Raw genomic sequence first — 13,112 nt, 5'->3', positions numbered from 1 at the left:
ACAGCCCGTCGTCGCAGTTTGAGTCGTTGACGGCGTTGACGATGACATCGTTGATCTCGTCACAGGAATCATCCGTGCAGGCCACGCCATCGTCGGCCAGCGGATCGGCGTTGTCCTGGCAGTCCATTGCCGCGTGGCAGGTCTCCACGCCGGTGCAGTACAGCCCGTCGTCGCAGTTTGAGTCGTTGACGGCGTTGACGATGACATCGTTGAACTCGTCACAGCTGTCGTCGGTGCAACCCACGCCGTCGTCGGCGTTGGGATCAGCGTTGTCCATGCAGCCCATTGCCGCGTGGCAGGTCTCTACGCCGGTGCAGAACAGGCTGTCGTCGCAGTTAGAATCGTTGACGGCGTTGACGATGACATCGTTGATCTCGTCACAGCTGTCGTCGGTGCAGGCCACGCCGTCGTCGGCGTTGGGATCAGCGTTGTCCAAGCAGCCCATTGCCGCGTGGCAGGTCTCTACGCCCGTGCAGAACTGGCCGTCGTCGCAGTTTGAGTCGTTGACGGCGTTGACGATGACATCGTTGATCTCGTCACAGCTGTCGTCGGTGCAGGCCACGCCGTCGTCCGCGCTGGGATCGGCATTGTCCTGGCAGTCCATGGTCGCGTGGCAGGTCTCTACGCCCGTGCAGTACAGCCCGTCGCCGCAGTTCGAGTCGTTGACGGCGTTGACTATTACATCAGCGACCTCGTCGCAGCTGTCATCGGTGCAGGCCACGCCATCGTCAGCGTTGGGGTCGGCGTTGTTCTGGCAGTCCATGGTCGCGTGGCAGGTCTCTACGCCAGTGCAGAACTGGCCATCGTCGCAGTTGCCGTCGTTGACCGCGTTGACGATGACGTCGTTCAGCTCGTCGCAGCTGTCATCGGTACAGAACACCCCATCGTCGGCGTTCGGATCGGCGTTGTCCTGGCAATCAGCCGCCGCATCGCAGGTCTCTACGCCCGTACAATACAGCCCGTCGTTGCAGTTAGCATCGTTGACTGCGTTCACGATGACATCGTGAACCTCGTCGCAGGAATCATCAGTGCAGGCTACGCCGTCGTCGGCGACAGGATCAGCGTTGTCCTGGCAGTCAGCCGCTGCATCGCAGGTCTCTACGCCCGTGCAATACAGCCCGTCGTCGCAGTTGCCGTCGTTGACGGCGTTGACGATGACGTCGTTCAGCTCGTCGCAGCTGTCATCGGTACAGAAAACCCCATCGTCGGCAAGCGGGTCGACGTTGTCCTGGCAGTCAGCCGCCGCATCGCAGGTTTCTACGCCCGTGCAGTACAGGCCATCGTCACAGAGCGCGTCGTTGACCGCGTTGACTATGACGTCGTGAACCTCGTCGCAGGAATCATCCGTGCAGGCCACGCCATCGTCGGCCAGCGGATCGGCGTTGTCCTGGCAACCGAGAGTTGCGTCGCAGGTCTCTACGCCCGTGCAGAACTGGAGGTCATCGCAAAGCCCGTCGTTCACGGCGTTGACTATTACATCATTGATCTCATCGCAGCTGTCGTCGGTGCAGGCCACGCCGTCGTCGGCGTTCGGATCGGCGTTGTCCTGGCAACCAAGCGCCGTGTCACAGCTCTCTACACCGGTGCAGAAGAAGCCGTCATCACAGACCGGTGCTACACCGCCCACGCAAGACCCACCCGAGCAGGTGTCCAGCGTGGTGCAGGCATCCGAGTCGTCACAGAGCGCCACGTTGGAAGCATTGATGCAGCCGTCGATCGAGTTACAGAAATCGTCGGTGCAACCGTTAGCGTCGTCGCAATCCGGAGCGATACCGCCCAGGCAGGAGCTGGCCGCACAGGTATCGGCCGTGGTGCAGGCGTTACCATCGTCGCAAGCCAGCACGTTGTCTCCGTTCACGCAGCCCGCTGCCACGTCACAACTATCGTCGGTGCACAAGTTGCCGTCGTCGCAATCCACGACAGAGGTATCAACGCCATCGCAGGCACCGGCCGAACAGGTGTCGGTGGTGGTACAGGCATTGCCGTCGTCGCAAGCCAAGGTATTGTTGGCGTTTAGACAATCCGAAACCGCGTCGCAGGAATCTGAAGTGCAGAGGTTTCCGTCTTCGCAGTTACCGTCATTGACAGCGTTGACGATCAGGTCGTTCAGTTCGTCGCAGGAATCGTCCGTGCAGCCCACACCATCGTCAGCCAGTGGATCCGCGTTGTCCTGGCAGTCGAGAGTAGCGTCGCAGCTCTCCACGCCCGTGCAGAACTCGCCGTCATCGCAGGCAGCGTCATCGACGGTGTTTACCAGCGAGTTGGTGGCCTCATCGCAGGTATCAACCGTACAGAGCACGCCGTCGTTGGGATCCGGGTCAGCGTTGTCCTGGCAGCCGAGAGTCGCGTCGCAGGTTTCTACACCGGTGCAGAACAGTGTGTCGTCACAGAGCGCGTCATTGGCCGCGTTGACGATAACGTCGTTGACCTCGTCGCAGGAATCATCCGTGCAAGCCACGCTATCGTCGACAACCGGATCCGCGTTGTCCTGGCAGCCCAGCGCAGCGTCGCAGCTCTCCACGCCCGTACAGAACTCGCCGTCATCGCAAGCGCCGTGGTTGATGGTATTGACCAGCGAGTCGGTGACCTCGTCGCAGGTATCAACCGTGCAGGCCACGCCATCGTTGGGATCGGGATCTGTGTTGTCCTGGCAACCCGTCAGAGCATCACAGCTTTCAACACCCGTGCAGTACAAGTTGTCGTCGCAGCTGCCGTGGTTGATCGCGTTGACAATTTCATCGTTGATCTCGTCGCATGAATCATCCGTGCAGCCCACGCCGTCGTCGGCCAGGGGGTCGGCGTTGTCCTGGCAATCCAGGGTAGCGTCGCAGGTTTCTACACCGGTACAGAACAGTGTGTCGTCGCAGAAAGCGTCATTGACCGCGTTGACTATGACGTCGTTGACCTCGTCGCAGGAATCATCCGTGCAAGCCACGTTATCGTCGGCGACCGGGTCAGCGTTGTCCACGCAGCCCAGCACTGAATCGCAACTCTCAACACCCGTGCAGAACAATTCGTCATCGCAGACCGGTGCTATACCGCCAACGCAGGTGCCGGCAGCACAGGTATCAGTCGTGGTACAAGCATCGCCGTCATCGCAAGGCGCTACCGTAAAACTGGCCACAGGGCAGGTCGCACCCAGGCCATCACAGACACCGTTGTCGGTACACACGTCGTGGTCGGTACACGCAGTTGCCGCGGCCACCAGGCCACAGCTCGACGTGCAGCAGTCACCGTTGAGGGTGTTGCCGTCGTCGCACTGCTCCCCGTAGTCGACAAAGCCGTTGCCACAGGGATCAACCGTGTGACCCAGCACAGAGAAAAGATCGGTTTCCAGGCTGGCCGTTCCCAGGCCCGGGCCATCTACTCTAAAATAGTTCTGGTTGCAGGGGCTACCCGTTACCGTATGAGCGACCAACGGGCTTCCGATGGTTCCCAGCGGGGCCGTACCGTCGTCCCAGACCAGGAACGGGCCTATGCCGCCGTCACCGGGCGCGACAGCCGCGAGTCCAAAAATGTCTATGTCCTCGGTAAAATTAACCTCGCCGAGGCCGTCGGCCACGACAGTCTCAGTACCGTAGGGGTGCGACATGACATAGCTCGCAAACGGTGACAGGCCGGTGCCCTTGATCCTCACCCGAGTGAAAGCGATCTGGTCGCCGTCCGATACCACGCCACCACCGAAGGTTCCCTCCAGCGCCATGCTCAGCCTCAGTTGGCCACCGGCCGGCGTGGCCAGGACCGCCTCGCCCATCCACCAGAAAGCCTCCTCGGGAAAGTTAGCCGGAAAAGAAACCGGTGCCGAGGGGTCGGGAAGATCCAGCTGCGGGTCAAAACAGGCTCCCGGCTGCAGGCAGAGCTCGAGCGCTATACCGGCCGTATCAATGTAGTAGCCCGGAAAGCCGTTGTCAGGATTCACGGGGCCAGCGTTCTCGATGCCCGTCGGGGCGGGCACACACGAGCCCAACCCATCGCACTGCTCCAGCGTACAGGTATCGGGGTTGGCCGTGCAGGAAGTAGCCGCAGGATTCAAACAATTGCCAGCGGTCTCGTTACAGCTGTTGTTGCAAGTGGCTCCAGCAGCGCAAGGATCGCCCGCGTGACCACACGCGCCGGCCGCGCACACGTCGTCGCCGTTGCAGAAAAGGCCATCATCGCAGGTAGCAACGTTGGCCGGGTTCGAGCAACCGCTGGCCGAGTTACAGACGTCATCAGTGCAAACATTGCCGTCGCCGCAGTCCGTGGCCGCGCCACCGACACAGGTGCCGGACTGGCAGCTGTCGTCCGTGGTGCAAGGGTTGCCATCATCGCAGGCCGGCCCGGTGTTACCAGAACTGGAGCAGCTTCCGTCGGCCTCGTTGCACTGGTCGTCGGTACACACGTCTCCGTCGTTACAGACTACCGGAGCGCCGGCCTGGCAGATTCCAGCAGAGCAGCTATCGCTCTGAGTGCAAGCGTTGCCGTCGTCGCAGGCGAGCGAGTTGGCCGCGTTCACACAACCGTTGGCAGCATCACAGCTGTCGTCAGTGCAGCCATTGACATCGTCGCAGTCCGCGACAGAGGTATCAACGCCACCGCAGGCACCGGCAGCGCACACGTCGCCGGTCGTGCAGGCGTCGCCGTCGTCGCAGGGGTTCGTGTTGTTGGCATGGGTGCAGCCCGAGGCCGAGTCACAGCTGTCGGTAGTGCAGCCGTTGGCGTCGGTACAGTCGGCCGATATATCCGTGTTCGCGCAGCCTGAGGCTGAGTCGCAGCTGTCGGCAGTGCAGAGATCACTGTCGTTGCAATCGGGAGCCGCTCCGCCCACGCAGGAACCCGCAGAGCAGGTGTCAGCGGTGGTGCATGCGTCACCGTCGTTGCAATTCGTTCCGTCGCCCACCGAAACGTTCGCGCATCCACTCAGTGAATCGCAACTGTCGCCGGTGCATGAATTCTGATCGTCACAGTCCATGGCCGAACCACCGCTGCAGGATCCCCCCTGGCAGGTCTCTGCACCGTTGCAGACGTCGCCGTCAAGGCAGGCGTTACCATCGGCCAGTGCGGCGTTTACGCAGCCGGCTACATCATCACAGCTATCAAGCGTACAGTTATTGCTGTCGTCACAGCCCGGAGGAAGGCCACCAACGCAAGACCCCGCGGTGCAGGTATCATTCGTCGTGCAGGCGCTACCGTCGTCACAGGACAAGCTGTTGTCGCTTTTCACGCAACCGCTTAACGGGTCGCAAATATCATCGGTGCAGCCATTGTCGTCGTTGCAGTCAACCAATCCGGGTACGAACTGGCAGCCGACCGCGGCCGCACAGCTGTCGGTGGTGCAGGCGTTGGAGTCATCACAAGTAGTGGGCCCACCGCTCACGCAGACGCCGACAGCACACTGGTCACCGCTGGTGCAGGGGTCTCCATCACTGCAGGCAGCATTATTGGTAAGGTTGAGGCAACCGCTGATCGGGTCGCAGATATTGTCGGTACAGACGTTGCCGTCGCTGCAGTCGAGGGCCGTGCCCTCGCAAACGCCGGCCGCACTGCAGGCGTCGTCGGTGGTGCAGACGCTAGCGTCATTGCAGGCGCTTACTTCAGCCGTGCAATCAGCGGCACAGCAGTCGCCGGCTATGTTGTTTCCATCGTCGCAGGTCTCGCCGGCCTCCACTATACCGTTGCCACATTCGGCTCCCAATACTATCGATGCACCAAGAGTATTTACCGGAATTGCTGCGCCGTTGGTGTCCGAAACCACTACGTTGGAAAAGGAGAGATCTATGGTCTGCCCGGCCGCCCCACCCGTGATCGTGAAGGGAATCTCAGCGACGCTGACGCCGCCGCCGGGTGAGGCCAGGCTCATCAGGTTGAACCCAGCTACCGCGACCTGGGCCGTACCGGTATTGACGAAGGGGGCACCTGAAAACTCAAGCGTGGTGCCTCCAACACACGTACCCGCCGAAAGCAGGTCGGGGGACCAGGAGATAGTCGCCGAGTAAGACCCCAGCGGAATCGACGCCGAACCGGTGTCGACCACGAGCTCGGCGGTGAATGCCGTTCCCGGTGCGGCTGAAGACGGTACACCGTTGAGCTGGACCTGGGCCGCCCCGGCCTCTGCGGCCGAGAAGACGACGGCACTCGCCAGCGCCGCGGTCACCAGTACACGGGCAATCGATAAGACAACAGCTATCTTCTTCAAGTTAGTAACCCCCGGAATTCACTAGTCTGGTAAAGCCACGGTTTTCAGTCCGTGGAACCCCAATGAATCCCAGCAATCGAGTGACCGGGGCTTTGCACATCCTGTCAAGGGGGTCGGCCTATAAAGACTTTCAGATGGAGACCAGCTTTCAGCCCCCCCCCCTTGTTGCTCCATGCCTGGCTACCACCCGAACGGGTATGGCTGCGCGCGAAACCGCACGGCCGCCAGGGGAGCGGGCCATTAGCTTCCAAACCAATAAAAAGGGCGTACGGTCACTGGCTCGGAATTCTCGAAGAACAGCAGCCTGGCAGCTTGCCTGCTGCCCGGGCCGCCGATTACTCTGCGGCAGCGCAACAAGTCGAGCAAAGGTCATGCTTTGCGCAAACGCACAGGATCCTCGCCACCCGTGGTGGACAAAATAATTTAATCAACCAGGCAACGAGACCGGTAACCCGCCCGCCCATCCGGGGGACAGCACACCCAGCCGCGCAAGGCCCAACTCGCGGGCTCGCGCCCAGCCCAACGGTGGCCCTGCTGCGGCTGGTCTGTACAGAAAAACTCTGTATAACAGCCCTGCGCAGTGGCTTTCGGGAGCCGCCGGGCCGGCTGCATCAGACCGGCCCCGCTCGGCGCGTCACATCAGCAATCCCGAAAAGGAGAATCTACCGATGGGAAGAAAAGTGTACGTCGTAGGCGTGGGCATGACCAAGTTTGAAAAGCCGGGAGCCCGCGATTGGGACTACCCCGACATGGCGCGGGAGTCGGGAACCCGGGCCCTCGAAGACGCCGGCATTCCCTACGAGGAAGTTGAACAGGCCTGCGTAGGCTACTGCTACGGGGACTCCACCTGTGGGCAACGCGCGGTATACGAGCTGGGGCTGACCGGCATCCCGGTCTACAACGTAAACAACAACTGTTCCACCGGCTCGACGGCTCTGTTCATGGCCAAGCAGTTCATCGAAGGCGGGCTCGCCGACTGCGCGCTGGCGCTCGGCTTCGAGAAGATGGAGAAGGGCTCGCTGGGCATCAAGTACACTGATCGCACCATCCCCATGGATCGGCACCTCAATACCATGCTGGGCGTGCGCGAGCTGGCCGAGGCGCCTGTAGCGCCGCAGTTCTTCGGCAACGCAGGACGCGAACACATGGATCGCTACGGCAGCACGCCCGAACAGTTTGCGAAGATCGGAATGAAGAACCACAAGCACTCGATCAACAACCCCTACTCGCAGTTCCAGGACGAGTACTCGCTCGAAGAAATACTGGCCGCCCCCACGATCTACGAACCACTCACCAAGCTGCAGTGCTGCCCGACCTCCGATGGCTCGGGAGCCGCGATACTGGCCAGCGAAGACTTCGTGCGCAAGCACGGCCTGCAGGCAAAGGCGGTCGAAATAATCGGCATGTCGATGACCACCGACTTTCCCAGTTCGTTTGAAAAGAGCTGCATAAAGCTGGTGGGCCAGGACATGACGGCCAAGGCCGCGCAGGACGTGTACGAGCAAAGCGGCGTCGGCCCCGAGGACGTGGACGTGGTGGAGCTGCACGACTGCTTTTCGTGCAACGAGATGATCACCTACGAGGGCCTCGGCCTGTGCGGCGAAGGCGAAGGTGGGCTTATGACCGACGAGGGCGCGTTTACTTACGGCGGCAAGACGGTGGTCAACCCGTCGGGTGGTTTGATATCCAAGGGCCACCCCCTGGGTGCTACCGGGCTGGCCCAGTGCGCGGAACTGAGCTGGCAGCTGCGCGGCGAAGCCGACAAGCGGCAGGTCGATGGAGCCAAGGTGGCGCTGCAACACAACCTCGGGCTGGGTGGCGCGGCCGTGGTCGCGATGTACCGCCTGGCCGGCTGGGACTGATCCCCCCGCTTGGTGTTGCCCGGCTGAGATTGCCCGGAGGCACAACGCAGGCATGGAATTCAACCTCTGGTCGGTCTTTCGAGCGGTCGCGGCAGCCGTTCCCAACCGCGAGTGCCTGGTACAGGGCTCTCGACGCCTGGACTACCGCCGGCTGGAGACCCGCTCGCTCAAGCTGGCCGGGCTCCTGGCCTCGCACGGCCTGGCGCCCTTCGCCGAGCGTAACGAACTCAAGAACTGGCAGTCGGGACAGACCACGCTGGGACTGTACCTGTACAACTGCCCGGAGTACCTCGAAGGCATGCTCGGCTCGTTTGCTGCACGCGTTGCTCCCTTCAACGTCAACTACCGATACGTCGAAGAAGAACTCGAGTACCTCTTGCGCGACGCGGGCCTGCGCGCGCTGGTATACCACGCTTCGCTGGCGCCCACCCTCGCCCGAGTGCTCCCGCGACTCGACGGCGTGGAGCTGCTGCTGCAGGTTGACGACGGCTCGGGCCAACCGCTGCTGCAAGGCGCGCTGGACTACGAGCGGGCCCTGGCCACGGCCCCCGAGCTCGACCCCGGCCTGCAGCCTTCGCCCGATGACCTCTACCTGCTGTACACCGGCGGCACGACAGGAATGCCCAAGGGCGTGCTGTGGCGACAGGCCGACATTTTTGCCGCTGCGCTGGGGGGTACGGACCGACGTGGCAGGGAGTTCACCAGTCTCGATGAAATAGCCGAACGGGCTACGGGCCGGGAACCCAGGGTGCTGCCGGCCTCCCCCTTCATGCACGGCGCAGCCCACTGGAGCGCCTTCAGCACCTTCGCCGCCGGTGGCACGGTTATCGTCAGGAACAACTCCCGCGGCCTCGACCCGGCCGGCCTGCTCAAAACAGTGGCACAAGAACGAGCCACTGCGCTGCTCATCATCGGGGATGCCTTCGGCCGGCCCCTGCTGGCCGAACTGCAGGCGGGCAACTACGACCTGCCCTGCCTGCGCACGCTCATAACTGGCGGCGCCGCGCTGAGCGTAGAGGTCAAGCAGGGCCTGGTCGAACAGATCCCGGGTCTGACCATACTCGACGCCGTGGGATCATCGGAGAGCGGCAACCAGGGCAACCACTACAGCCGCGATGGTGGCGAGGTGGCTACCGGCAGTTTTGAGGCCGCCCCGGGAAGCCTCGTGCTCGACGCCGAGTTGACCGGGAAACTGCCACGCGAGAACACGGACACCGGCTGGTTTGCACGCAGTGGCCGCATACCGCTTGGCTACCTCGGCGACGAAGAAAAAACGCTGCGTACTTTTCCGCTGGTGGATGGCACCCGCTACTCGGTGCCCGGCGACAGGGCCCGCTGGTCGGCGGACGGTCGAATCGAACTTCTCGGTCGGGACTCGGTGACCATCAACTCGGGCGGAGAGAAAATCTTTGCCGAGGAGGTGGAGCAGGCCCTCAAGCACCACGCTGGCGTATACGATGCCATAGTGGTCGGCCGTGCCAGCGAACGCTGGGGGCAGGAAGTCGTGGCGGTAGTGCAACTGGCGCGCGGTGCGAACACCACGGCAGAGGAGCTGAGGCTTGGCTGCGCTGAGCACATCGCGCGTTACAAGCTTCCCCGCGACTGGGTCTTCGTTGACGAGATACGCCGTAGCCCCAGCGGCAAGGCCGACTACGCCTGGGCCCGCGAGCAGGCTTCAGGCCAGGTCGATCAATCCTGAGGGCCGCGCGAGCACCACGGCGGCCCCCGCATCAAGAAGCTCTCTTCGGTCCCTGAATCCCCACTCGACCCCGACCGGCATCATGCCGGCAGATCTGGCGGTGGCGAGATCGGTGGGGGTGTCGCCCACGAGCAGGCAACGATGGGCCGGCAGCTGCAGGCGCGCGGCCACCCGCCTGGCCGAAACCGGCGACGGCTTGCGGGGCACATCATCCCGGGCTCCGACGACCGCCGCGAAAGAAAACCTTCCGAAAAGTTCGCGTACCAGCCGACGGGTATAGTAGTCGGGCTTGTTGGACAGCACGGCAAACGGGACCCCGCGAGAGCCCAGCTCGGCGAGCATGGCCTTTATGCCGGGGTAAGGCCTGGTGTGCTCTCGACAGCGGCGGGCGTAAACTTTGCGAACCGCGCCAACGCAGCGCTCAATTACCCTCGGGTCTGCCGCCGCATGCGCGGGCAGTGCCCGGGCCATGAGCAGGACGATCCCCTCGCCCACGAAGTAGCGATACGCCTCGTGGGCGTGAACCGGATATCCCATGCCCGCCAGCACTTCGTTGCTGGAATTGGCCAGATCGGCCAGCGAGTCAATGAGAGTTCCGTCGAGATCAAACACGACCCCGTTACACTTGGATTGTTGTCGCTGCACCGGCGACTACTCGAAGGAGACGGGCCGGTCGAGATCACGGTCGGCAATGACCTTGCTGCCAACGTCACCCGCCCCGCCTGTTACGACTACCCTCATCGCTTCTCCTTCCTGGCCTGAAAACTGCGCAACAGGACGGACTGTTGCGAACGTGGCCCGTGCCGGCTTCCCAGTAACTGCTCAGCGACAGATGTTAACCGAATACGACTTCGGATAACAGGGCAAGGATAAGGCCCTGAGGCAGTCACCGGTGGAGGCGGGGTCACCCAGGGCCAGTGAAGCGGTCACCGCAGACCTTCCCGACATCGCTTGTATGTCGGCGCCTTTCATTTTCGCCTTCACTTTCATGGTTCCAGACTTGTAGTGGTAGCGCACCTTGACCAGCACCAGTTTGTTTCCGGCTTCAACCGAGCCGTCCTTGTCCTTGAACTTAAAGGAACTGCCATTCGAGTTAGAGCTGAAGGCGCCAGGAGGAAGCGTCGACAGGTACATGGGCACAAAGTTCTCATCGGCAAGCGCGAGCACGAAGCCCTGGTCGGGGGTAGATTCTATGCCCGCCAGTGGAAGCTCGGCCTTGACCAACAACTTGTCCCTGGCCGCCCCATCTTTGGTGATTGCCTTTATGATGATCTCGCCCAGCTCCCTGGCATCGCCGGCCACGCACTGACCGTCAGTGCAAGTATCTGTCACCGTACAGAAATCACCATCCTCACAAGAACCGCCTGTAACTTCGTATACACAGCCGTTGCCCGACTCACAGCTATCGACGGTACAATCGTTCTGGTCATCACAGTCATCAGCCACGCTTCCCACGCAGACAGCAGCGGAGCAGGCATCGAGCAGGGTGCACGGGTCTCCATCATCGCACACGGCAGAGTTGGCGCTGTAGACGCAACCCTCTGTAAGGCAAGCGTCATCGGTACAGGGATTCCCGTCGTTGCAGAACCTGTCTAGACCCGGGACACAGACCCCCGATGAACAGGTATCGTTGATAGTGCAGGGGTCACCGTCCTCACAAGGAGTACCGTCCAGCAAGACGCTCTCGCAAACGCCCCCCGGGCCGCAGGTATCCTCGGTGCAGGCGTCACCGTCTTCGCAATCGGTGAAATCTTCGTCGACCTCTCCATCGCAGTCATCGTCTACTCCGTCACAGGTGGCGTCATCGGCAGCCGGCGTGCCTGGCGCGCAGTCGTCGCTCAGCACTGCCCGCCGCACATCCGCCCACGCCGCAGCTGGTGGCCTGGGCTGCGAAATCTTCGTCCGCTACCCCGTCGCAATCGTCATCAAGACCGTCACAGCTAGCGTCGTCAGCAGCTGGCGTACCCGGCGCGCAACCGTCGCCGAGTAAACCCGCTGCGCAGGTCTGCAGGCCCGTCGCCGCGCACTCGCCCACGCCGCAACTGGTGGCCTGGGCTGCGAAATCTTCGTCAATAGAGGCATCACAGTCATCGTCGACTCCGTCGCAGGTGGCGTCGTCCGCAGCTGGCACGCCCGGGGTGCAGGTGCTCTCTATTGCCCCCCCCACGCACGATTCCACCCCCGAGGACGCGCAGGCACCAGTGCCACAAGTCGCGCTTCCACCGATAAAATCCTCGTCGAAAAGTCCGTCGCAATCTTCGTCAATGCCGTCACAGGTGGCGTCGTCGGCAGCTGGCGTGCCCGGGGTACAGGTGCTCTCTATTGATCCACCCACGCACGATTCCACCCCGGCGGACGCGCAGACACCAGTGCCACAAGTCGCGCTCGCCCCGACAAAATCTTCGTCCGCTACCCCGTCGCAATCGTCATCAAGCCCGTCACAGGTGGCGTCGTCGGCAGCTGGCGCGCCCGGCGCGCAGTCGTCGCTCAGCACTCCCCCGACACAAGTCGCTGAGCCCGTCGCCGCACACTCGCCGACGCCGCAGCTGGTGGCCTGGGCTGCGAAATCTTCGTCCGCTACCCCGTCGCAATCGTCGTCAATGCCGTCACAGGTGGTGTCATCGGCAGCCGGTGCACCAGGGGTACAGGTGCTCTCTATTGATCCACCCACGCACGATTCCACCCCCGATGACGCGCAGGCACCAGTGCCACAAGTCGCGCTTCCGCCGATAAAATCCTCGTCGAAAGAGCCGTCGCAATCGTCATCAAGCCCGTCACAGGTGGCGTCGTCGGCAGCTGGCACGCCCGGAGTACAGTTGTTGACTATTGCTCCCCCCACGCACGATTCCACCCCCGATGACGCGCAGGCACCAGTGCCACAAGTCGCGCTCGCCCCGACAAAATCCTCGTCAAAAAGGCCGTCGCAATCGTCGTCAATGCCGTCACAGGTGGTGTCATCGGCAGCCGGTGCGCCAGGGGTACAGGTGCTCTCGATTGCTCCCCCCACGCACGATTCCACCCCGGAGGCCGCGCAGGCACCAGTGCCACAAGTTGCGCTTCCACCGATAAAATCCTCGTCGAAAGAGCCGTCGCAATCGTCATCAAGCCCGTCACAGGTGGCGTCGTCGGCAGCCGGTGCGCCCGGGCTACAGGTATTCTCGATTGCTCCACCCACGCACGATTCCACCCCGGCGGACGCGCAGGCACCAGTGCCACAAGTCGTGCTCGAGCCAACGAAATCCTCGTCAAAAAGTCCATCGCAATCGTCGTCAATGCCGTCACAGGTGGTGTCATCGGCAGCCGGTACGCCAGGGGTACAGGTGCTCTCGATTGCTCCCCCCACGCACGATTCCACCCCGGAGGCCGCGCAGGCACC

4 protein-coding genes and 2 pseudogenes (2 of these 6 cut by a window edge) are annotated in these 13,112 nt (G+C 62.5%); 2 read left to right on the top strand and 4 right to left on the bottom strand.

Annotated elements, in window-relative coordinates:
• Window positions 1-6,175, bottom strand: a pseudogene (locus tag EYQ35_09865) (hypothetical protein) (it extends 110 nt beyond the left edge of the window).
• 668 nt (window positions 6,176-6,843) lie between these two features.
• Here EYQ35_09865 and EYQ35_09860 point away from each other — a divergent pair.
• Both EYQ35_09860 and EYQ35_09855 read left to right on the top strand, forming a co-directional pair.
• The gene (locus EYQ35_09860) at window positions 6,844-8,037 is read left to right on the top strand and encodes a lipid-transfer protein (protein ID HIF64441.1); all 1,194 of its coding nucleotides are present in this window, start codon (window positions 6,844-6,846) and stop codon (window positions 8,035-8,037) included.
• Window positions 8,038-8,089: 52 nt separating this feature from the next.
• Window positions 8,090-9,736 carry an acyl-CoA synthetase gene (locus EYQ35_09855; protein ID HIF64440.1) on the top strand — a complete coding sequence of 549 codons (1,647 nt, stop codon included), beginning with the start codon at window positions 8,090-8,092 and terminating at the stop codon, window positions 9,734-9,736.
• Here EYQ35_09855 and EYQ35_09850 read toward each other — a convergent pair.
• From EYQ35_09850 to EYQ35_09840, 3 genes and pseudogenes are all read right to left on the bottom strand, one after another.
• A complete protein-coding gene (locus tag EYQ35_09850) occupies window positions 9,713-10,381 on the bottom strand; it encodes an HAD family hydrolase (protein ID HIF64439.1) in 669 nt (222 codons plus the stop codon). The two genes, EYQ35_09855 and EYQ35_09850, sit on opposite strands and share 24 nt — an antisense overlap.
• A gap of 177 nt (window positions 10,382-10,558) precedes the next feature.
• The gene (locus EYQ35_09845) at window positions 10,559-11,581 is read right to left on the bottom strand and encodes a hypothetical protein (GenBank protein HIF64438.1); all 1,023 of its coding nucleotides are present in this window, start codon (window positions 11,579-11,581) and stop codon (window positions 10,559-10,561) included.
• Window positions 11,538-13,112, bottom strand: a pseudogene (locus tag EYQ35_09840) (hypothetical protein); it runs 1,098 nt beyond the window's last position. The gene EYQ35_09845 and the pseudogene EYQ35_09840 overlap by 44 nt, the downstream one beginning before the upstream one ends.

Source organism: Candidatus Binatota bacterium (genome assembly GCA_012960245.1).
Lineage (GTDB): Bacteria > Desulfobacterota > Binatia > UBA1149 > UBA1149 > UBA1149.
Note: the sequence above shows the minus strand (reverse complement) of the source record. Positions and strands in the feature narration are given on the sequence as shown.

What these genes read in the sequence shown, in the direction of transcription:
- EYQ35_09860 (HIF64441.1), top strand. Translation starts at nt 6,844, where the DNA reads ATGGGAAGAAAAGTGTACGTCGTAGGCGTGGGCATGACCAAGTTTGAA.
- EYQ35_09855 (HIF64440.1), top strand. Translation starts at nt 8,090, where the DNA reads ATGGAATTCAACCTCTGGTCGGTCTTTCGAGCGGTCGCGGCAGCCGTT.